Origin of the sequence: Arthrobacter sp. Ld5 (genome assembly GCF_051172775.1) — a bacterium.
GTDB lineage: Bacteria > Actinomycetota > Actinomycetes > Actinomycetales > Micrococcaceae > Arthrobacter_D.
Window position 1 is genome coordinate 285,906 of the sequence record NZ_JBPKBO010000014.1, and the last position, 20,781, is coordinate 306,686.

17 protein-coding genes are annotated in these 20,781 nt (G+C 70.9%); 7 read left to right on the forward strand and 10 right to left on the reverse strand.

The window, feature by feature from the left end:
- Positions 1-183: 183 nt before the first annotated feature.
- Together ACSGDB_RS05715 and ACSGDB_RS05720 are read right to left on the reverse strand one after the other, a co-directional pair.
- The gene (locus ACSGDB_RS05715) at positions 184-1,536 is read right to left on the reverse strand and encodes a GAF domain-containing protein (RefSeq protein WP_434993490.1); all 1,353 of its coding nucleotides are present in this window, start codon (positions 1,534-1,536) and stop codon (positions 184-186) included.
- A gap of 61 nt (positions 1,537-1,597) precedes the next feature.
- Positions 1,598-3,019, reverse strand: coding sequence for an FAD-dependent oxidoreductase (locus tag ACSGDB_RS05720; protein WP_434993492.1), 1,422 nt, complete (start codon positions 3,017-3,019; stop codon positions 1,598-1,600).
- Between the two features lie 197 nt (positions 3,020-3,216).
- Here ACSGDB_RS05720 and rarD point away from each other — a divergent pair, with 197 nt between their 5' ends.
- The gene (gene rarD, locus ACSGDB_RS05725; RefSeq protein WP_434993494.1) at positions 3,217-4,179 is read left to right on the forward strand and encodes an EamA family transporter RarD; all 963 of its coding nucleotides are present in this window, start codon (positions 3,217-3,219) and stop codon (positions 4,177-4,179) included.
- A gap of 24 nt (positions 4,180-4,203) precedes the next feature.
- Here the strand turns inward: rarD and ACSGDB_RS05730 are convergent, their stop codons facing one another.
- The 4 genes from ACSGDB_RS05730 to ACSGDB_RS05745 form a co-directional block, all read right to left on the reverse strand.
- Positions 4,204-5,046 carry a universal stress protein gene (locus ACSGDB_RS05730; RefSeq protein WP_434993495.1) on the reverse strand — a complete coding sequence of 281 codons (843 nt, stop codon included), beginning with the start codon at positions 5,044-5,046 and terminating at the stop codon, positions 4,204-4,206.
- A 99-nt stretch (positions 5,047-5,145) separates the two neighbouring features.
- Positions 5,146-6,666 carry an APC family permease gene (locus ACSGDB_RS05735; RefSeq protein ID WP_434993496.1) on the reverse strand — a complete coding sequence of 507 codons (1,521 nt, stop codon included), beginning with the start codon at positions 6,664-6,666 and terminating at the stop codon, positions 5,146-5,148.
- Entirely contained in the window at positions 6,663-7,556 is an 894-nt protein-coding gene (locus ACSGDB_RS05740; protein WP_434993568.1) for a universal stress protein, read from the reverse strand. Before ACSGDB_RS05740 ends, ACSGDB_RS05735 begins: the two co-directional genes overlap by 4 nt.
- A gap of 2 nt (positions 7,557-7,558) precedes the next feature.
- Entirely contained in the window at positions 7,559-9,025 is a 1,467-nt protein-coding gene (locus tag ACSGDB_RS05745) for a flavin monoamine oxidase family protein (protein WP_434993497.1), read from the reverse strand.
- A gap of 86 nt (positions 9,026-9,111) precedes the next feature.
- On the opposite strand from ACSGDB_RS05745, the gene ACSGDB_RS05750 reads away from it, so the two are divergent.
- Entirely contained in the window at positions 9,112-9,780 is a 669-nt protein-coding gene (locus ACSGDB_RS05750) for a TetR/AcrR family transcriptional regulator (protein WP_434993498.1), read from the forward strand.
- Positions 9,781-9,906: 126 nt separating this feature from the next.
- Here ACSGDB_RS05750 and gabT read toward each other — a convergent pair whose 3' ends face one another.
- Together gabT and ACSGDB_RS05760 are read right to left on the reverse strand one after the other, a co-directional pair.
- Entirely contained in the window at positions 9,907-11,292 is a 1,386-nt protein-coding gene (gene gabT, locus ACSGDB_RS05755; protein WP_434993499.1) for a 4-aminobutyrate--2-oxoglutarate transaminase, read from the reverse strand.
- Positions 11,293-11,319: 27 nt separating this feature from the next.
- Positions 11,320-12,750, reverse strand: coding sequence for a gamma-aminobutyraldehyde dehydrogenase (locus ACSGDB_RS05760; protein ID WP_434993500.1), 1,431 nt, complete (start codon positions 12,748-12,750; stop codon positions 11,320-11,322).
- Positions 12,751-12,917: 167 nt separating this feature from the next.
- Between ACSGDB_RS05760 and ACSGDB_RS05765 the strand changes: the two genes are divergently transcribed.
- Positions 12,918-14,423: a PucR family transcriptional regulator gene (locus ACSGDB_RS05765; RefSeq protein ID WP_434993501.1), complete on the forward strand. Its 1,506-nt coding sequence runs from the start codon at positions 12,918-12,920 to the stop codon at positions 14,421-14,423.
- 99 nt (positions 14,424-14,522) lie between these two features.
- Positions 14,523-15,773 carry a sensor histidine kinase gene (locus ACSGDB_RS05770; RefSeq protein WP_434993502.1) on the forward strand — a complete coding sequence of 417 codons (1,251 nt, stop codon included), beginning with the start codon at positions 14,523-14,525 and terminating at the stop codon, positions 15,771-15,773.
- 98 nt (positions 15,774-15,871) lie between these two features.
- On the opposite strand, the gene ACSGDB_RS05775 is transcribed toward ACSGDB_RS05770, so the two are convergent.
- Positions 15,872-17,557: a sensor histidine kinase gene (locus ACSGDB_RS05775; protein ID WP_434993503.1), complete on the reverse strand. Its 1,686-nt coding sequence runs from the start codon at positions 17,555-17,557 to the stop codon at positions 15,872-15,874.
- Positions 17,558-17,779: 222 nt separating this feature from the next.
- Here ACSGDB_RS05775 and ACSGDB_RS05780 point away from each other — a divergent pair, with 222 nt between their 5' ends.
- The 3 genes from ACSGDB_RS05780 to ACSGDB_RS05790 all read left to right on the forward strand — a co-directional run bounded on the left by ACSGDB_RS05780 (position 17,780) and on the right by ACSGDB_RS05790 (position 19,749).
- A complete protein-coding gene (locus ACSGDB_RS05780) occupies positions 17,780-18,880 on the forward strand; it encodes a SpoIIE family protein phosphatase (RefSeq protein ID WP_434993504.1) in 1,101 nt (366 codons plus the stop codon).
- An 85-nt stretch (positions 18,881-18,965) separates the two neighbouring features.
- A complete protein-coding gene (locus ACSGDB_RS05785) occupies positions 18,966-19,298 on the forward strand; it encodes an STAS domain-containing protein (protein WP_434993505.1) in 333 nt (110 codons plus the stop codon).
- Positions 19,291-19,749, forward strand: coding sequence for an ATP-binding protein (locus ACSGDB_RS05790; RefSeq protein ID WP_434993506.1), 459 nt, complete (start codon positions 19,291-19,293; stop codon positions 19,747-19,749). The genes ACSGDB_RS05785 and ACSGDB_RS05790 overlap by 8 nt, the downstream gene beginning before the upstream one ends.
- Before the next feature lie 34 nt (positions 19,750-19,783).
- Here ACSGDB_RS05790 and ACSGDB_RS05795 read toward each other — a convergent pair whose 3' ends face one another.
- Complete coding sequence (locus tag ACSGDB_RS05795; RefSeq protein ID WP_434993507.1) at positions 19,784-20,752, reverse strand: alpha/beta hydrolase; 969 nt, start codon at positions 20,750-20,752, stop codon at positions 19,784-19,786.
- Positions 20,753-20,781 lie beyond the last annotated feature (29 nt).

The window sequence follows — 20,781 nt, forward strand, 5'->3', positions numbered from 1 at the left end:
GCGCGATGTTCGAACGCTCCGGGCGGGCTCCGGATGCCTTGCGGACTGCGTCATGAGTTTCCCCCCTGGCCCGCCTCCTGCGTCAGCGCAGCAGCCGGGAAATGTTGTACGGCGGAATCATCAGCCACCAGGCATAACGCTAACCCGGCCCCGCCCCGTACGACGACGGAACATTGCGATTGGCTAACAAACTTTAGGAGAAATTGAGGCGGACGTCGAGGGTGCCGCCAGCTCGGCGTCGAGCCACTCCGCATGCGCGACGATCGCTGCCCGCCGCGGGGAACGCAGTGGCAGGACGCGCAGGGCGAGATCCCACGCTTCGGCGTCGTACTCCGCCTCCGCCAGTGCGAGGTACTGCAGCACCGTCTCGGGGGCGCCGTCGTTGAGGACCGCATCGCGCAGGAGGACCGACACCTCGTTGCGCAGTCTGACGATCGCCGGTGCCTGCGACCGCGGGAGGACCGGCCCCCGGTAGATCCCGAGTGCCATGCGGTGGGCGCCGCGGTGCAGATAGCTCAGGACCTGCACCGCATCCACGACCAGCTGACCGGGCAGCCGGTAGGGGCGGGATTGCGGCACCGTCGCGTCCCCGTACTGCGCCAGGACCTTCCGCAGCCGGAGGATCTCCGCCCGGACCGTCGTCCCGGAGGCCTCCTCGGGGTACGCCATGGTGGCCAGCTGGTCCGCCGTGAGCCCCTCCGGGTGCAGGGCGAGGATGGTCAGCAGCTCGGCATGGCGGAGGCTCAGTTCGAGCGAGGCGCCGCCGGTGTGCACGATCCCGTGATCCATGCCCAGGATCTGCAGGCTGTTCCGGTACAGGGCCGTCTGGCTGCGCCCCGGCCGGCGGCGCTTCGTGCGCGGCAGCCGGTCCTGCAGCCGGTGGATGCTCAGCTGCGCCTCCGCGGCCGCCACTGCCGCTTCGACGAGCGCGAGCGTGTGGGTGGCCACGGCGTCGTGGGTCCCGGTGATGTCGACGACGCCGAGCACGGTCCTCGAGTCGGGATCATGGACCGGCACCGCAGTGCAGCTCCAGGGATGGGCCTTGCGGCTGAAATGCTCCGCCCCGGCGATCTGCACGCTGCGATCGAGGGCGAGCGCCGTGCCGGGAGCACTCGTCCCGACGGTCGACTCGGACCAGTCCGCGCCGGGGACGAAGAGCATGCCTTCCGCCCGGCGCCGCAGCTCGCGGTCACCGTCCACCCAGAGGAGCCGCCCGTTCTCGTCGCCGACGGCCACGAGCATGCCCGCCTCGAGGCTCGGCTGGACGAGCAGGCGGTCGATCACCGGCATGACGGCCGCCAGGGGGTGCCCCTGACGATAGCTTTCGAGCTCCTCCTCGGAGCAGAACAGGCGGGCCTCCGCGGCCGCGGGATCGCGGAGGAAACCGAGCGATCTGCGCCAGGATTCGCGGACGACGCCGCGGAGGTCACCGTCGACTTCCGGGCCCCGCCCCAGGGCCTCGTGCGCCGCGAACGCTCTTCGCTGCAGCGCGTCGGAGGAGAGCTCGGCTTCGGCTAGTGAACGGGACGGCGACATCGGCACTCCGCTTCGTGACCAGTCCCATGGATGGCGTGGGACAGGTCACAGTGTAGCCGGACTACTCACCGCGGGAAATGGCCACCATGTCCTCGCGGGGAACGAGCTTCACGCGCTCCCGGACGAGCTCGGCGTTGCCCGAGACATTGACGAAGTTGGCTCCCAGCTTCATCTCGTGGGCGTCCAGCTTCAGCCACCCCTCCCACGTGGTGTAGCGCACGCCGCGCTCCTCGAGGAGATCGATGATGGCGTCCTCCGACCCGTCCTCGGCCGGCGGGAGGTTCAGCCGGTCCTCGAGGAGGCAGCCGATGGTCTCGAGAGCGTCTCCCTTGGTGTGGCCGATCAGGCCGACGGGCCCGCGCTTGATCCAGCCTGTGGCGTAGATGCCGGGCACCGGCCTGCCGTCCTCGTCGATGACGCGCCCTCCCTCGTTGGGGATGACGCCGCGCTTCTCGTCGAAGCCGACCTCCGGCAGTTCCGAGCCGAAGTAGCCGATGGCCCGGTAGACGGCCTGGACGGGGTAGTCGACGACCTCGCCCGTCCCGCGGACGCTGCCGTCCCCGGTCAGCTCCGTGCGCTCGAAGCGGATCCCCGCGACCCTGCCGGGAGCCTCCGGGGAATCGTGGATCTCGACCGGCGAGTGGAGGAAGTGCAGGTGGAGGCGGCGTGAGGCCCCCGTCGGCTCGTCCTCGACGAGCCAGTTGGTGAGCGTCTTCACCATGGTCTTGGTCTGGTTGTTCGACGCGATCTGCGCCTCGGAGCCGGCGTCGAAGTCGAAGTCCTCGGGGTAGAGGACGATGTCGACGTCGCGGGAGTGCGAGAGCTCCCGCAGCTCCAGGGGCGTGAACTTGACCTGCGCCGGCCCGCGGCGGCCGAAGACGTGGACGTCGGTCACGGGTGAGGCCTTGAGCCCCTGGTAGACGTTGTCCGGGATCTCGGTGGAGAGGAGGTCGTCGGCGTGCTTGGACAGGATGCGGGCGACGTCGAGCGCCACGTTCCCGTTGCCGATCACGGCGATCTCGCGGGCCTCGAGCGGCCAGTCGCGGCTCACGTCGGGGTGCCCGTCGTACCAGGACACGAAGTCGGCGCCACCGAAGGAGCCCTCGAGCCCGATGCCCGGGATGTCGAGGTCGGCGTCCTTGATGGCTCCGGTCGCGAAGATGACGGCGTCGTAGAAGCGCCGGAAGTCGGAGAGCGTGAGGTCGCGCCCGTAGTTGACGTTCCCGAGGAAGCGGATGTCACCGCGGTCCAGAACCTTGTGCAGCGCGTTGACGATGCCCTTGATGCGGGGGTGGTCCGGGGCGACCCCGTAGCGGATGAGGCCGTAGGGAGCCGGGTACTGGTCGAAGAGATCAATGCTGACGGCGAAGTCGCCCCCCTGGACCTCGTTCGATTTCGTCAGGATGTCGGCGGCGTAGACGCCCGCCGGGCCGGCGCCGATGATCGCGACCCGCAGCGGTCGTGCCGCAGCTGAGGTAGACACTGATTAGCCTTCTTCCCGGTGGAATGCTCCCGATGGTTACCGCGGTGCGGAATAAACGCACAGTTCCCTATTCTAAATGCCTGGCGGCGGCCCCGACGAAAACAGTGGTACGCATCTCCCCCTGGATTCGTTCCCGAAGGCACGCGGGATCGGGACTGCAGGGGAATAAAGGCCTCCCGGACCCGGTTCCCGCCCTCGTGAGTGCAACAGGCGGGAAGACAGCGCGGCCGGCTCGGAGCGAGAACTCCACGGGCATCCTCTTCGGCATCGGCGCATACGGCCTCTGGGGCCTGCTCCCGCTGTACTTCCTCGTCCTCGCGCCCGCCGGACCCGTCGAGATCGTGGCCAACCGCGTGCTCTGGTCGTTGATCTTCTGCGCCCTGCTCCTGACCGCGCTGCGCTCGTGGCGGCCCGTCCTGACGGCCCTGCGCACGCCGCGGATCGTCGGGACCCTGACCGTGGCCGCACTGCTGATCGCGGTCAACTGGCTGGTCTACACCTACGGGGTCACCACTGGGCAGGCGATCGAGGCCGCTCTGGGGTACTTCATCAACCCCATCGTCTCGGTCCTGCTCGGCGTGGTGGTACTCCGGGAGAAGCTGCGTCCGCTGCAGTGGACGGCGATCGGCATGGGCGTCCTCGCCGTGATCGTCCTGGCCGTCGGGTACGGCGCGGTGCCGTGGATCGCCCTGACCCTCGCCTTCTCCTTCGGTCTCTACGGATTCACGAAGAAGAAGGTCGGCTCACGCGTGGACGCGATCTCCAGCCTCAGCATCGAGACGGTGGTCCTGGCGCCGATCGCGCTCGCCGTCATGCTGTGGCTCGGCTCCACCGGCGCCGCGACGCTGACCACCGAGGGCGCAGGGCATTTCTGGATCATGGCGGCCTCGGGGGTCATCACGGCGGTCCCCCTCATCTTCTTCGGCGCGGCTGCCCGCCGTCTGCCCCTGACGACCATCGGGCTGCTCCAGTACCTCGCCCCGGTGCTCCAGTTCCTGCTGGCACTCCTCGTCCTCGGGGAGGAGATGCCCTTCGAGCGATGGATCGGCTTCAGCCTCGTGTGGGTGGGGCTGATCCTCCTGACCGTGGACATGCTCCGCACCGTGCGCCGCCAGCCTCGGCCGGCGGCGTCGCCGGAACCCGCGGCAACCACCGCCTGACTCCGGGCGTGGCCCGTCAGCGGATCAGCGGGGCGTGCGCACCCAGTCCCGGGGGACCACGACCATGGGCACCGGCAGCGCACGGAGCATCTGGTTCGCCGTGGTGCCGAGGAAGATCTGGCGACGCTGGGCGAGACGGCTCGACCCGACGATCACGAGCTCTCCGGGGTCCCACTCGATCTCGTCGATGGCCTGCTCGATCGTCCGGCCGTGGGCCACGGCGATCGATGCCTCGTGGCCTGCGGGCAACTGCTCGACGGCGCGGGCGAGCACCGAGTGGGCGTGCTGGTGCGCCTTGTTGATGGCCTCGCCGGAGTCGGACGACTCGTGGACGTCCAGGGCCACGAGGGAGATCAGCCGCAGCGGCAGTCCGCGCCTCGCCGCGGACTCGACGGCGACGTCGAGCACGCCGTCCGCTCCGGCCCGGGCGCCGACGGCGCTCGTCATCCGGGTGAAGGCGGACCGGTGCCGGTAGCCGCGCGGGGCGAGCGCCACCGGGACGCTGGAGCTGTGGAGGACGGCGTTCGCGACGCTGCCGACGGTGAAGCGCCGCAGCAGCCCGTTGCTCGAGGCGCCCACGACGATCAGGCCGGCGTCGACATCGGCCGCCACCTCGAGGAGTCCCTGCGCGAACGAGTCGGCGAGGCGCACGTGCGTGGCGATCTCGACGCCGTCGGGCACGCCAGCGGCCGCGCGGTCGAGTTCGTCCTGCACGCGCTGCCGACCGGATCCCACGCTGCCGTCCTGCGGCCAGTCGAGGACGGTGACCAGGTCGATGGCCGCCGCCTGCGTGAGGGCCAGCGACGTGGCCAGCTCGAGGGCGTCCTGCCCGCGGTCATTCCCGGTGTAGCCAACGACGTAGCGCACGGCGGTTCCTCATTCTTCGGTCGGTGCGAAGGCGGTGCGGCCTTCGGGAGCGCCGCGGAGTCGGTCCACTCTAGCGCAGCGGCGCCCCCCGTCCGTCCGCTACTCCTTCAGCGCCGACCCCCGGAGGATCACCTCCTGGCGGAAGAACCCCGGATTGATGCGCCACCAGATGAGCATGAGCACTGCGCCGAGCAGGATCACCCCGATACCCAGGATGAACACCATGCCGATGCCGAACAGTTCGGAGCCGGAGCCGTAGGCGGGGTCCATCGAATCGGCGGCGGTCTTGAAGAACATGACCAGGAGGATGACCCCGCCGAGCAGCGGCGAGAGGAAGCGGAACAGCACGGCCCTGGCGCTGCTGAAGGCCTGGGCACGGAAGTACCAGACGCACGCGAGCGCGGTGATGCCGTAGTAGAAGCAGATCATCATGCCCAGCGCGGTGATGGTGTCCCAGAGCGCGTTCTCGGACACCAGGCGCGTGAACACGTAGAAGCCGGCGGCGGCGACCGCGGCGGCGACGGTGGCGTAGCTCGGCGACTTGTACTGCGGACTGATGCGCCCGTACCCCTTCGGCAGGGCCTTGTAGTGGCCCATGGCGAGCAGGGTGCGTGCCGGGGAGACGAACGTGGACTGGAGGGACGCGGCCGAGGAACTGAGGACGGCGATCGACATCAGGATGGCGAACGGGCCCATCACCGGACCGGCGAGCGCCGCGAAGATGCTCTCCTGGTTGTCCGGGTTGCCGGCTCCCAGCTCCCCTTCCCCGACGCCCGCGAAGGAGAGTGTCGCGAGGGCGACGGTGAGGTAGATGACGACGATGACGACGACGGTCAGGGCGCCCGCGCGGCCCGGGGTCTTCTCCGGGTTCCGCGTCTCCTCGCTCATGGTGAGCGTCACGTCCCAGCCCCAGTAGATGAAGATGGACAGCGAGACGCCCGCTGCGAAGGCGGAGAAGGATCCGACGGCGAACGGGTTGAACCATTCCGCGCTGATCGGCGTGGCATCGAAGGCCGTGCCGTTGGCCACGTGCACGAAAGCGGCGATGGCGAACCAGGCGAGCACCACGATCTGGAAGGTCACCAGGACGTACTGGACGGCCTTGGTGGTTTCCATCCCGCGGTAGGAGACGTAGCAGGCGAGCGCGATGAAGACGAGCGTCGTCGCGATGTTCACCGGCAGGTTGAGCGTGAGGTCGGCGAGACCCGGGTTGCCGAACACCTGCGCGAGCATCAGGTAGAAGAAGTCCACGGCGACGGCGGCGAGGTTCGACAGCACGATCACGGTGGCGGCGATGAGCCCCCACCCGCCCATCCAGCCGACCCAGGGACCGAAGGCGCGCGTGGCCCACGTGAAGGTGGTGCCGGAGTCCGGCATGGCGTTGTTGAGTTCCCGGTAGCCGAAGGCCACGAGCAGCATGGGGATGAAGCCCACCAGGAAGATGGCCGGCAGATTCACCCCGACCTCGGCGACCGTGGGCCCGAGGGCCGCGGTCAGCGTGTACGCGGGGGCCACGCAGGACACCCCGATGACGACGGCCCCCAGCAGGCCGACGGTCCCGGCCTCGAGGCCCTTCTTGCTGAGCCCCGTGCCTTTCTGTGCTGTCTCCTCGATACTCATGCGCTCGCCTCTGTGTTGACGGCACCCGGGCCGGTGGTGGTGCCGGGCGTGGCGTAGGTACGCGGGACGACGATCATCGGGATCGTCAGCGTACGCAGGATCTTGTTGGCCGTGGAGCCGAGGAAGATGCGCATGTGCTGCGCGAGGCGGCTGGACCCGACCAGCAGCACCTCACCCTCGTCCCAGGCGAGGGCCTCGATGGCCTGCTCGATGGACGCGCCGTGCGCCGTCTCGACGCTCACCCGTCCGCCGGCAGCGAGCGCGGACGCGGCGTCCGCGAGCCGGCGGTTCGCCTCCTCCTCCACGCCCTCCGGGTCCGAGTGCCCCGCGTCGAGCGCGACGAGGGACACCAGGCGCAGCGGGAGCCCGCGGCGCTGCGCCGCGGACACGGCGACGGCGACGACGTCGTCCGCTCCCGCCCGGTTGCCGACCGCGCAGGTCAGGCGGGTGATGGGGTCGGTGCGGCGGTAGGCCTTCGGTGCCAGCGCCACGGGCACCGGCGAGGCGTGCAGGAGGCTCCGTGCCACGTTGCCGACGTTGAACCGGTTGGCGAGCCCGCGGGAGCTGGCACCGATGACGATCAGGGACGCCTCGGTGTCCTCGGCGGCCCGGATGAGGCCCTCCGCGTTGGATTCGGCACGCACCACGACGCCGCGCGCGGAGACGTCCTCGGGGACCAGCGCGAGGCCCTGGTCCATCCACTCGCGCAACTGCTCGGTCAGGAGGCTCTCGAAGCCCCGGCCCGGGAGGTACGTCCCGGCGTAGGGGGAATGCGCGGGGGTGACGAGGACGAGGTCGAGGTCCGCGTCCTGGCGCCGCGCGAGGGCGACGGCGAGGCAGACGGCGTCGTGCCCGCGCTCATCGGCGGTGTATCCGACGACATACCGCATGATCATGCCCCCTGACCGGTCGCGGCGGGCTGGATACCGGCGGCCAGCGCACGGTGGATGTCGGCGGCGGTGCGCTGGCCCATCCGGATGGCCCCGTCGACGTGCTGGTAGCCCTCTGCCGCGATGTCGGAGCAGGACCAGTGGATGGGACCCACGGGAGTGCGCTGGTCCCGGCCGTACCGGTGGAGTCCGCCGAGGTCGTAGCTCGAGGCGTAGGCGCCGCGGGTCCACTCCTCCGACGCCCAGTCCGATTCGTAGTACACCTCCGGTTCCAGCGCCTTCGGGCCGAGGAAGTTCGCGATCGCGGAGAGGATGCGCTCGCGGCGCTCGTGCGGTGCCAGTTCGAACATGGCGTCGGCCTTCTCGTCGGAGACGAAACCCACCAGGGTGCCGCGCGGGTCCTCGAAGTTCGAGTTGTCGTAGACCTCCTGGACGATCGACCCCGCGCTGAAGCCCGTCCCCGAGAGCCCCTCCTCGCGCCAGAACGGCGTGGTGTAGACGGCGTGGACCTTGATCACCAGGCCGAGGGACTGGTGCTGGTGCATCTGATGCTGGCGGCGCGGCAGCGGCGGATCGTAGCTGATGCGCGAGTAGAGGTTCGGGGGGACGGCGACGACGGCGTACCGCGCCCGCACCGTCGTCGTGTCCGAGACCACGGTGACGCCCTCGGCGGTCACGGGGCCGCCCTCCATGCCGCTCCAGCGCAGCGTGCGCACCGGGCTCGAGAGGATGACGTCCTCCCCCAGCTCCGCGGCCATGCGCTCCGACACGGACTGCATACCGCCGACCACGCGCTTGTCGAGGATGAAGTCCTCGTCCACCAGGTTCGAGAAGGACCCGGCGGTCGCCGCCATGAGGACGGCCTGCAGGGTGGAGAACGAGTGCGCCGGCTTCGTCAGCATCCCGCCGGCGATGAACAGCCCGATGTTGTCGCAGGCCTCCTCGTCGTCGGACTGCTGCCGGAGCCAGTGGTGGAAGGAGATCGTGTCGAGGGCCCGGGCGTCCGGGTGGTTCCACGGCGCCTCCGGCCCGGCCTCCTCGACGAGCCGGTCGAGGAGCACGATGAGGCGTTCCATCTCCTCCCGCGTGTAGTCGCTGACGGGGAACATTTCCCCGCTGTAGCGGATCGGTTCGCCGTCCGGACCGATGTACACGGAATCGCCCTCCCGGTACCGGGAGAACGTCTGCAGCCCCAGCTCGTCGAGGAGGCCGATGAGGGCGGTCTGGTCGGGCGACACCCACTGCCCTCCGACCTCGAGGACGGCGCCGTCGATGACGTCCGTGTGGGTGCGCCCGCCCACGCGGTCGCGCGCCTCGAGCACGGCGACGGAGTGCCCGGCCTTCTTCAGCTCGCGGGCGGCGGTGAGGCCCGACGGTCCTGCCCCGATGATGACGACGTCGCGTTCGATGGTGTTCACGTGCTCCTCCTCGTGCTGCATGACGCAGGCCACAAAATGAATGGTATTCATTATTGGGGCCTACTATAGCCACACGGTGCCGTGGAGGGAAGGCCCGGACCGTAGGGTTAACGCCATCGCAACAGGGAGCAGGATCGATGACCTCAGCAGTACCGAGTCCCCGGCGCGCCGGGCGTCCTCCGCGCAGCGTCCTGTCCCGGGATCGCATCACGGCGGCCACGCTCGACCTGATCGCCGCCGAGGGCTACGAGGGCCTGACGATGTCCGCCCTCGCCCGACGTCTCCACGTGGCGCCGTCCGCCCTCTACAACCACGCCGCGTCGAAGCAGGAGGTGCTTCGCTGGGTCCAGGACCACGTCATGACCATGGTCGACTTCAGCGCGTTCGCCGTCGAGCCCTGGGACGAGGCGGTGCGGCAGTGGGCCTGGTCCTACCGCGAGGTCTTCGCGCGGCACGCCCCGCTGATCCCGGTGATCGCCGTCCTGCCGGTGACCGACGCCGCGGAGACGCTACGCATGTACGAGGAGGTGGCCCGGGGCTTCGCGGCGGCGGGATGGCCGGAGGAGCGGATCGTGCCCGCGATCGTGGCCCTGGAGTCCTTCATCTACGGCTCCGCGCTCGACGTCGCGGCTCCCGGGGACATCTTCGACTCCGGCACGCTCGCTGACGACTTCCCGGTGTTCACCTCCGCGGTGCGCAGCGCCTCGGAGGCTGCCGGGGCCGGGCGGGCGGCGGACGCCGCCTTCCGGGCCGGGCTCGACGGCATGATCGCCGGCCTCCGCCACCAGCTCGCCGCCCGCCCCTGAAGCCGTGGCCCCGCCGCGCGGCTCCCGGCACGCGGGCCGCTCCGGACCTCGCCCCGGATGCCGGGGTCCAGGAGATGCACGAAGGCCCCGCAGCACTGCTGCGGGGCCTTCGTCGCCGGTCCGGGATCAGCCGGCGCTGACCGCGCGGATTGCGGCCTCGAGGACGTCCAGGCCGTCCTCGAGCAGTTCGTCGGTGATCACGAGCGGGGGCAGCAGGCGGACCACGTTGCCGTAGGTACCGCAGGTGAGGATGATGACGCCCTCGCGCAGGCACTGGGCGGCGATCGCCTTCGTGGCCTCGGCATTGGGGGTCTTGCCGCCGGGCTCGACGAACTCGAGGGCGAGCATGGCACCGCGTCCGCGGAGCTCACCCACGATGCTGCGATCGCCGAGGTCGGCCTGCAGGGCGGCGATGCGCTCGGTGACCCGGGCCTCGATGCTGCGCGCCCGGCCGGCGAGGTCCTTGTCCTTCATCGTGCCGATCGCCGCCAGGGCGGCCGCGCAGGCGACCGGGTTGCCGCCGTAGGTGCCGCCGAGCCCCCCGGCGTGCACGGCGTCGAGCAGGTCCGCCCGCCCCGTGATCGCCGAGAGCGGCATGCCACCGGCGATCCCCTTGGCCATGGTGATGAGGTCGGGCACGACACCCTCGTGGTTCACGGCGAACCACTCGCCGGTGCGGCAGAAGCCCGACTGCACCTCGTCGGCGATGAACACGACGCCGTTGGCCCGGGCCCACTCCGCGAGCGCGGGGAGGAAACCCTCGGCGGGGACGATGAAGCCGCCCTCGCCCTGGACGGGCTCGATGATGATCGCGGCGACCGACTGGGCGCCGATCTGCTTCTCGATCATGGTGATGGCGCGCTGCGCTGCCTCGGGGCCCGTGATGGACGGGTTCTCCTCGCGGAACGGGTAGCTCATCGGCACCCGGTAGATCTCGGGCGCGAACGGGCCGAAGTTCGCCTTGTACGGCATCGACTTCGCCGTCAGGGCCATGGTCAGGTTGGTGCGCCCGTGGTAGGCGTGGTCGAAGGCGACGACGGCGTCCCGGCCCGTGGCCAGCCGCGCCACCTTGACCGCGTTCTCCACCGCTTCGGCGCCCGAGTTGAAGAGGACCGTCCGCTTCTCGAAGTCGCCCGGCGTCAGCTCGGCGAGCTGCTCCGCGACGGCGATGTACCCCTCGTAGGGCGTGACCATGAAGCAGGTGTGCGTGAAGTGCTCCACCTGTTCCCTCACCGCGGCGACCACGGCGGGGTCCGAGGCGCCGACGCTCGTCACGGCGATTCCGGAGCCGAGGTCGATGAAGGAGTTGCCGTCGACGTCCTGGAGTATCCCGCCGTCGGCGTCCGCCGCGTACACGGGTACGCCGGAGGCGACGCCCTTGGCGACGACGGCGGAGCGGCGCGCGGCCAGCTCGGTGGACTTCGGGCCGGGGAAGGCGCCGGTGATGCGGCGCTTCTGCTCGAGCCGGAAACCCGGCGCGACGGCACCGGGTGTGGTTGTGAACGTGGTCATCTGGGATTCCTATCTAGTACGGGACCGTCAGGCGTCCAGGACGCTCATGACGTGCTTGATGCGGGTGTAATCCTCCACGCCGTACATGGAGAGGTCCTTGCCGTAGCCGGAGTGCTTGAACCCGCCGTGGGGCATCTCGGCGGTCAGCATGATGTGCGTGTTGATCCAGACCGCGCCGAAGTCGAGGTCGCGGGACACGCGCATCGCCGTGCCGTGGTCGGAGGTCCAGACACTGGAGGCCAGCGCGTAGTCCACGCCGTTGGCGAGCTCGACGGCCTCCTCCTCGGTGGTGAACGTCTGGACCGTCACGACGGGACCGAACGTCTCCTGCTGCACCACGGAATCGTCCTGTCGGGCGCCCGTGACGATCGTCGGCTCGAAGAAGTACCCCTTGTCCCCGGCGCGCCGGCCGCCCGTCGCGATACTGCAGTGGGCCGGCAGCGCGTCGATGACGGCGTTCACGGCGTTGAAGTGGTTGATGTTGTTCAGGGGGCCGAAGTAGTTCTCCGAATCCTCCGCGCTGCCGGTCTTCAGGGTGGCCGTGTGCGCGACCATCGCCGCGACGAACTCGTCGTGCGCCTGCTCCTGCACGAGGACGCGGGTGATGGCCGTGCAGTCCTGGCCGGCGTTGAAGAACGCGAACTCGGCTATGGCCTGGGCGCTCCTCGTGAGGTCGGCGTCGGCGAACACGACGGCGGGGGCCTTGCCGCCGAGTTCGAGGTGGGCCCGCTTGAGGCCCTTCGCGGCACTGGTCGCGACGGCGATGCCGGCGCGCACGGACCCGGTGATCGACACCAGCCCGGGGACGGGGTGCTCGGTCATGGCCGCACCGGTCTCGCCCGTTCCCAGGACGACGTTGAGGACGCCGTCGGGCAGGATGCCCTGCGTGAGGCGCGCGAGGACGAGGGTCGACTCCGGGGTGGTGTCGCTCGGCTTCAGGACCACCGTGTTGCCTGCGGCGAGGGCGGGACCGATCTTCCAGATGGCCATGAGGAGCGGGTAGTTCCACGGTGCCACCTGGGCGACGACGCCGATGGGCTCGCGGCGCACGTAGGAGGTGTGGCCCTCCATGTACTCGCCCGCGGACTTGCCCTCCATGAGCCGGGCGGCGCCGGCGAAGAACCGCAGCTGGTCGGCGCCGACGGCCACTTCCTCGTCGGCGATCATCGCTCGCACCTGGCCCGTGTTGCGGTGCTGCGCCTCGACGAGCTCGTCGCTGGCGGCCTCGACGGCGTCCGCGAGCTTCAGCAGCATGAGCTGGCGCTGGCTCGGCGTCGTCCGCTTCCAGGTGGTGAAGGCACGCGCTGCGGCGCGCATGGCGTCGTCGACGTCCGCCGCGGTGGAGACGGGGGACTGCGCCACCACCTCGCCGTTGGTCGGGTTGACGATGTCCAGGAGCTCGGTCCCGGCGGGCGTCACGAACGCTCCGTCGATGTAGTTCTGAAGGGTCTCAGCCACGCTGCAGTGCCTTTCACGAGGATGGAGTCCGCGGCGCGGGAGGGGTGCGACCGGCCACGGGGTATCGGAACGACGGTACCGGGACGCCGGACGGCGTGCCAGAGCTATCTGCACAGCGCCTGCCCCTTGCGGACGTGCAGGAGCACAGCGCCGCCTAAGCTTGAGGCATGGCCATCACGCTCGCCGACCTGCTGTCCGATCCCGCCCTGGGCCTGGTCGTCGAAGGCACCTCGGAGCCGCCCGCCCAGCCCATCCAGTGGGTCGCGGTCACCGAGCTCGAGGACCCCCGGCCCTTCCTCAACGGGGCCGAGGTGGTGCTCACGACGGGCGTGCGGCTGAAGACGGGCGCGGCGCAACGGGCCTTCGTCCGGCGGGTGCACGAGGCCGGGGCCCTGGCCATCGGGTTCGGCGTCGGGCTCACCCACCGGAGGATCCCCGCGGCCGTGCTCGCGGAGGCGGCCGCCGTCGGCCTCCCCGTGGTCCGGGTCCCGTACGAGGTCCCGTTCATCGCCATCGGCAAGCGGGTGGCCGATGCCCTCTCGGCCGACCACTACGCGGGGCTGGAGGACCTCCTCGAGGGCCACGCCGTCCTGGCGTCGGCGCTGCTGGGACCGGGCGGCCTCGCCGCGCTCCTCGACGAGCTCGCCCGGATGCTGCGCACCGACGTCGCGCTGTTCCAGTACGGCGCCTGCATCGCACGCGCCTCCCGCCCACGCGTGGGTGCCGGCTCCCCCGGCGTCGCCGCCGCCCCGCGGGCCGGGACCGGGGTCGGGTCCGGGCCCGGGGCCGGGGCAGCGGATCCGGCGGCCGGGGACCCGGCGGCCTGGCATCGGGTGCCGGTCGCCACCGGCCTCAAGGACCGCTGTACCCTCGCCCTCGCCGAACCCTACGGACGGACCGCCGTCGTGGACTACGCGCAGAGCCTGATCTCGGTCGAGCTCACCAACCAGGCCAGGAACCGGACCGGGGTGCGCGCGGCGGCGGGCCAGCTGCTCGAGGACGTGGTGCGCGGCACGCTGGCCGGCGCCGAAGCAGCGGCCCGTCTCGCCGGCTCCGGCATCGACACGACGCTGCGGCACAGCGTCCTGATCGTCGACGTCGCCTCCGGGCAGCGACGCGCGCTGCGGACGCTCCCGCTGCCCGACGGCTGGAGCCGCGGCGTCGCGGGGCTCGTCGACGACCGGCTCGTGCTCGTCCTCCCGGCCGGATCCATGCCCGACCCGGCAGAGCTGAGCCGGTACCTGCACGGCGCGGGACTGACGGCGCGCGTCGGCGTCGGCGGCACCTACGTCCAGCCGAACGGGCTGCGGTGGAGCTACTTCGAGGCCCGGGAGGCGCTCCAGCGGGGGCAGTCCCTCAATGTCGCGGACCGCCTCAGCCTGACGTCCCTGCTGATGGCCAGCGCGGACGTGCCGCTCGCCGACCTCGCGGCGGAGACCCTCCGGCCGCTCGAGGAGTTCGACGACGCCCACGGGGCGGGACTCCTGGCCACGCTGCAGCGCTACCTCGACCTCGACGGCTCGGTGGCCGCCGTCGCCGCGGACCTTGGCCTGCACCGCAACACGATCCGCTACCGGCTCCAGCAGGTCGTGGCGCTCACGGGCTACGATCCTGCGGTCACCGCGGACCGCGTGCACCTGTACCTCGCGCTCCGCGTGCGGGCGCTCGGCTGACGCCACCCTCCCCGGACGCGGCACCATCCCCCGCGCCCACCCGGCCGCATGGCATGCTTGACGCACCTGTACCGGTCTCACAGTTCCTCGGGGGTCCTCGTGTCTCTGCTCTCTTCCCGGCTCTCCACCGACGAGTCCCCTCCCGAGGAGCTCGCGCGCCTGGCGGTCCTGCAGGACTACCGGCTCCCCTACGGCGACGTGGACGCGTCCCCGGCGGGGACCGCCGACTACGCGACGCCGCCGGAACTGCTCGACCTCGTGAAGCTCGCGGTGCGGGTGAGCGGCCTGGACGCGGGCGTCATCAACATCATCACCGCGGACCAGCAGCACCAGATCGCGGCCGTCGGCGTGGATGCCGCCGTGTGCTCGCGCGACGACTCCATGTGCTCCCGGGTGTTCACCAGCGGGGCGATCACCGCCCTGGCGGACGCCTCCCGCGACCCGCGGTTCGCCGACAACCCCTTCGTCAACGGCGGCATCGCCCACGTGCGCTCCTACGCGTCCGTGCCGCTCGTGGCGGAGCACGGCGCGGCCCTCGGCACCCTCTGCGTGTTCTCGCCGACGGTCCGCACGATCGACCAGGACCAGCGGGAAGGGCTCGAGATCCTGGCACGGCAGGTGGTGGAGGTCCTCGAACTGCAGTTGAGGACCCGTCAGCTCGTCGAGGCCCTCGAGGTGGTGCGGCGCAGCAACGAGGACCTGGCGGGGTTCGCCGCGCGCGTGAGCCATGATCTCCGGAACCCGCTGACGGCGATCCTCGGCTACGCGGAGCTCAGCGAGCAGGACGACGACGTCGCCGCGGGCCCGGCGGCCCGCTACTTCAGCATCATCCGTGGCAGTGCCAGCCGCATGCTGTCCACCGTGGAGGAGGTCCTCGAGTTCTCCCGCATCGGCGGCAGGATCAGCCGCCGGACGGTCAGCCTGACCACCATGATGGACGCCGTGCTGCAGGACGTCCTGCCGCTCAGCAGCGCCTGCGACGCCGTGGTGACGGTGCAGGACGCCGAACTGAACGTCGACCACGCGCAGGTCACCGCGCTGCTGCAGAACCTCGTGGCGAACGGCATCAAGTACTCGACGCCCGGCTCTCCCCCTCGCATCGAGGTGGTCGCGACCGTCGGCCAGACGCAGCTGCTGCGCGTCATCGACCACGGCAGGGGCATCGCGCCGGCGGACCGGCAGCGGGTCCTGGAACCGCTCGTGCGGCTGCACCGGGACGGCGATCCGGCCGGGAGCGGGATCGGCCTGGCGACGTGCGCACGCATCGCGGCGGCACACGGCGGGTCGATCGGCCTCACGGAGACGCCCGGCGGCGGAATCACGGCCACCGTGGATCTCGGCCCCGCCTGACCCCGGTTCCGCCACGCCGGTCCGCCGCCCGGCCGGGTCACCGGTTCCGCCCCGCCTGACCCCGGCCCGGGCCGACTCAGGCTCAGCCGGCGCTGCGGCTAGTGGTCCTGGGCCTGCAGGACCTGCACCTGGTCCGCGTGGGCGAGCGGGAGGCGGAACGTGAAGGTGGAGCCCTCGCCGACGATGCTCCGGCAGGTGATGGTGCCGCCGTGGCGTTCCACGATCGCCTTGGAGAGGGCGAGGCCGAGCCCCACCCCCGGGATCGCCGCGTTGCGGGCTCCCGCGGTGCGGAAGAACTTCGAGAAGACGCCCCGCTGCTCCTCCGCCGTCATCCCGCTGCCCTGGTCCGTGACGGAACATTCCACCTGGCCGCCGACCTCGCGGGCGCGGATGCTCACGCGGCCGCCGCCCGGCGAGTACTTGACCGCGTTCGAGAGCAGGTTGTCCAGGACCTCGCCGATGCGGGAGGCGTCGCACAGTGCGACGAGCCCCGGGTCGGTGAGGTCCTCGAAGCGCACCAGCGGGTTCATGTTGGCCTGCTCGGCCGTGGCGATGTGGTTGCCCACGAGCCCCGAGAAGTCCGTGGGCACCGGGGCGATCCCGGGCGAGTCCTCCGCGGCGGACAGCAGGTCCACCACGAGCTTGTGCAGCCGCTCGGAGTTCCTGGACACCACCTCGAGGCCCGCCGCGACGTCGGGATCGAGATCCGGCGTCCCCAGGAGCAGCTCGAGGTATCCCCGGATCACCGTCAGCGGGGTCCGCAGCTCGTGCGAGACGGTCGCCACGAACTCGTCCTTCGCGTTCAGCGCGGTGACGAGCTCCGTGACGTCGTTGAACGTGACGACGGAGCCCTCGCGGTCCCCGGCCTGGTTGGTCATCAGCCGGGACGACGTCGAGAGCACGCGCTGGTCGGGCCGCTCGCCCCACCACAGGAGATAGTCGGAGAACACCTGGCCTTCCGCCGCACGCCGCGTCGGACGCCGGACGGCCGGCAGGTCCGTCTCGCCGTCCTGCTGGAAGATGCGCAGGCCCCCCTCGTCGGTGGTGGGCGCCCCGCCGGCGAGCACCCGGAACTGCTCGAGCTTGCGGTTCGAGAGGACCGTCCGGCCCGCCTCGTCGACGGCGGCCACGCCGATGTTCACGCTGTTGACCACGGTGTCCAGCAACCGTTCGCGGCGTGCGCTCTCCTCGAGCAGCACGTGCAGGGCGCGGTCCTTCTCCTCGACGACGGCCTGCTGCGCCATCATGCTCGCCGTCATCACGCGGACGGTCACGCCGATGGCGAGCATGATGAACGGCAGGAGGAAGGACTGCGTCAGCGACTGCGAGGTGACCGGAGTGTCCGTGGCGAAGACCGGCACCCAGACGATGCCGAGCGAGGCGAGGAAACCTGCGGCGAGGACCGCCCGCGGGTAAAGGCCGGAGGCCGCGAGCCAGATGATGGGGAACACGGTGAGAAGGCCGACCCCGGTGATGACGGTGCCCGCCCCGTAGCGCATGAACCCGATCGGGATGAAGTCGAGCAGTGGGATGACCAGGAAGCTCGCGTGCGGGAGCCGGTCCCACGGGACGAGTACACACAGCCCCAGCAGGACGGCCTGCATCCAGAGCCCGATCAGGAAGGCCTGGCTGGAGAAGAGGTCCTGGTGGAAGGCCAGGCCGCCGGCGACGATCAGCAGGACGGTCAGCGACAGCGGCAGCTGGCTGAGGACGACGCGCGATCGCAACGACAGTTCGTGGAACTGCCTCCTGTTGAGCGTCAGGTGGGAGAGCACCCTGTCCATCTGCTCACCGCCCCCTAGGTGGTCCTCGGACTCGTCCGCCGGAACGGCGGGGCGATTCTCGTTTCGCCAGCCACACAGTAACGCGGCAGTCCCGCGATTCCGGCTGGCGAAAGTCGGCAGACCCCTCAAGATCGCATCAATTTCACCGCAACAACCCGGGGATTCCGCCGACGCCCCGTGCCGCGTCCGGAAGGCCTCGGGGCGTAGCGTTTAATGAGGACCATGACTGCCGCCCCCGAGATCCGCCGTGCCCTCGTCGTCGAGGACGATGTCGATATCCGGGGGCTGCTCGTGCAGATCCTGAAACGGGAGGGCTTCGAGGTCACCGAGGCGGCGACCGCGCGTGAGGGGCTCCGGCACGCACGTGCGGGTGCCGATCTCATCACCCTGGACCTCAACCTCCCCGACGGTGACGGCGTGGAGATCTGCCGCGAGGTCCGCACCTTCTCCGACGCCTACATCCTCATGATCACGGCCCGCACCGACGAGATCGAACGCCTCACGGGTCTCGAGACGGGCGCGGACGACTACATCAGCAAGCCCTTCAGTCCCCGCGAACTCGTGGCACGCGTCAACTCGCTGTTCCGGCGCCAGAGCCGCCAGGACGCCGTCGACGTCGCGAACGCGGACGAGCGCAGGCGCGCCGCGGAGGTGCAGCAGAACCTGCTTCCCCGCGACCGGATCACGCTCGACGGCTTCGAGCTGGCCGGGCGCTTCCGGTCGTCGAGGAGCGTCGGCGGCGACTTCTACGACTGGTACCCGACCCCGGACGGCCTCCACTTCACGGTCGCCGATGCCATGGGCAAGGGCATGGGGGCTGCGCTGGTCGCGGCGACGGTGCGCGCGACCATGCGCTCCGTCGCGTCCCACCCGAGCCTCGAGAGCGCGTTCGCGATGGCGGCGCGCGCCACGGAGGCGGACCTCGACCACACCAGTTCCTTCGTCACGCTGTTCCACGGCCGCCTCGACGCGGCCAGCGGCGACGTCGGCTACGTCGATGCCGGGCACGGCCTCGCGCTGCACGTCGCGGGGAACGGCACCGTGACCCGCCTGCCCTCCGCGGGCCCTCCCGTCGGCGCGTGGCCGGACCAGGCCTGGGCCGCGTCCACCGTGCGCCTGGAACGCGGCGACGCGCTCGCCGTCGTGAGCGACGGCCTGCTCGACATCTACGAGACGGTCGACGCGTTCACCGAGGCGGTGGCCGGCGTCGTCGCCACCGCGGTGAGCGCCGAGGAGGCCTGCGCGGTGCTGCTGGGCCTGGCCGACGTCCCCGAGGTCGCCGACGACGTCACCGTCGTCATCCTGCGCCACGCGCGCGGCTGACGCCCCGTCACCGGGACGGCGCGCATCGATCCAGCAACACACCGAACCACGGCAGGCCGACAGGCAGCGGAAGAGGGAAGAGCAGATGGAATTCACGGTCCAGGACAAGGGGCGCTACACCGAGGTCGCGGCGAACGGCCGCCTGAACATGGTGGCGGCACCGAAACTGCGCAAGGTCGTCGACGACGTGGTGAACGGGGGCGGCACGCGGATCGTCGTGAACCTCGCGGACACCAGCTTCATGGACTCCTCGGGGCTCGGTGCCCTCATCGGCTGCCTGAAACTGGCCCGGCAGTCCGGCGGTGACCTGCGGATCGCCGCCGTCCAGCCGCAGGTCACCATGGTGCTCGAACTCACCAGCATGCACCGCGTGCTCACGCCCCACGCGACCGCGGACGAAGCCTTCGGCAATGACTGACATCCTGGCGCGGCGCACCCTCGAGGAGCCCGCCGCCGAGCAGGCGATCGAGGACCTGCACGTCCTCCTCGAGCAGTTGTGGCTCGACGCCGCCTTCGTGCCGGCACCCGACCAGATGGCCTTCACCACGGCAGTCATCGAGGCCGCGAGCAACGTCGTCCAGCACGGTGTCGCCGCGGACGGTGCCACGCTCCTCCTCGGCGTCGAGCTGACGGTCGCCGTCGAGCGGCTGCGCGCCGTCATCAGCGAGATCGGCGCGGCGCCGCTGGACCCCGTGCCCGACCTCACCGGACCGGCGGGGCCCGGCCCGGACGACGACGCCCTGCTGGAGGACTACGACGAGTCCGGGCGCGGGCTCTCCATGATCCGTGCCCTCGTCACCACCGTCACCGTCGAGCGCGCGGGCGACACGAACGTCTGGGTCCTGTCCCGGGACTCGGCCCGGGCCTGACCGCCCGGGGCTTCCCGGGAGGCCCGGACGTCCGTCACGGAAGGGCCGGCCGGCCCAGGAACCTCGTGAGGTCCGCATAGACGTCCCGGGACTCCGGGAGTCGGGGGAACGCCGGGAAGACGTGGAAGCCGCCCGGGTAGACCTTCAGTTCGACGGCGGCACCCGCCGCGACCGCACGGTCCCGGAACACCAGGGCGTCGGCCATGCAGACATCGCGCGTGCCCTGGTAGATGCGGGTGCGCGGCAGGACCGCGAGCAGCTCCTCCGGCGCGCAGGCCGGGCTGACCAGCGGTGTCCGGGGGTCGTCGCCGCCCGCCCACCACAGGCCCGCCTGCACCCCGCCCGCGACGGAGAGCATGGGATCGACGGCCTCGAGGGCGGGGATGTCGGGGTTGGTGGCGGTCACGTCGAACCAGGGCGAGAACGCGACGACGCGTCCCGGGGCGGGGAGACCGGCCTCCCGGAACGCCCACGTCTGCGCGACGGCGAGCGCGCCGCCGGCCGAGTCCCCCATCAGCGTGACGTCGTCGGCCTCCGCCGTCGTGAGGACGTCGCGGTACACGGACACGAGGTACGGGAAGGCATCCCGGTAGGTGCTCTCGGGGGCCAGCCGGTACAGCGGCACCGTGACGGCGGCGCCGGTCCGCTTCGTCAGCTCGGCGATGATCCACCAGTGCGGCCGGGCGAGCTCGTTGATGTAGATCCCGCCGTGCGTGTAGATGATGTGCGAACGGGTGGAGCCCTTCAGGGGGCGGACCGTGATGGTCCTGAGGCCGTCGATCCGCTTCTCCTGGATGGTGTGCGTCTGCTTGAGCGTCCAGGGGATGGCGGCCGTCGTCGGGTACGTGCGGCCCGGATACTTCGCGTCGACCCAGTCGGTGCCGCTCAGGTTCCTCTTCGTCGGCAGGAGGCCGATCAGCCGGGATGCCACGCGCATCGCGCGCGAGCCGCCCTTCGCACTCGGCGCCGTCGTCCCCGTGCCGTCCACGTCTCTGCTCGTCATGGGGCCAGCCTAGCGCCCGGGCGCACCGC

Bases quoted from the DNA above. Each gene is read 5' to 3' on its own strand.
- ACSGDB_RS05715 (WP_434993490.1), bottom strand. From the start codon at position 1,536: ATGTCGCCGTCCCGTTCACTAGCCGAAGCCGAGCTCTCCTCCGACGCG.
- ACSGDB_RS05735 (WP_434993496.1), bottom strand. From the start codon at position 6,666: ATGAGTATCGAGGAGACAGCACAGAAAGGCACGGGGCTCAGCAAGAAG.
- ACSGDB_RS05740 (WP_434993568.1), bottom strand. From the start codon at position 7,556: ATGCGGTATGTCGTCGGATACACCGCCGATGAGCGCGGGCACGACGCC.
- ACSGDB_RS05745 (WP_434993497.1), bottom strand. From the start codon at position 9,025: ATGAATACCATTCATTTTGTGGCCTGCGTCATGCAGCACGAGGAGGAG.
- ACSGDB_RS05750 (WP_434993498.1), top strand. From the start codon at position 9,112: ATGACCTCAGCAGTACCGAGTCCCCGGCGCGCCGGGCGTCCTCCGCGC.
- gabT (WP_434993499.1), bottom strand. From the start codon at position 11,292: ATGACCACGTTCACAACCACACCCGGTGCCGTCGCGCCGGGTTTCCGG.
- ACSGDB_RS05765 (WP_434993501.1), top strand. From the start codon at position 12,918: ATGGCCATCACGCTCGCCGACCTGCTGTCCGATCCCGCCCTGGGCCTG.
- ACSGDB_RS05775 (WP_434993503.1), bottom strand. From the start codon at position 17,557: ATGGACAGGGTGCTCTCCCACCTGACGCTCAACAGGAGGCAGTTCCAC.
- ACSGDB_RS05780 (WP_434993504.1), top strand. From the start codon at position 17,780: ATGACTGCCGCCCCCGAGATCCGCCGTGCCCTCGTCGTCGAGGACGAT.
- ACSGDB_RS05785 (WP_434993505.1), top strand. From the start codon at position 18,966: ATGGAATTCACGGTCCAGGACAAGGGGCGCTACACCGAGGTCGCGGCG.
- ACSGDB_RS05790 (WP_434993506.1), top strand. From the start codon at position 19,291: ATGACTGACATCCTGGCGCGGCGCACCCTCGAGGAGCCCGCCGCCGAG.
- ACSGDB_RS05795 (WP_434993507.1), bottom strand. From the start codon at position 20,752: ATGACGAGCAGAGACGTGGACGGCACGGGGACGACGGCGCCGAGTGCG.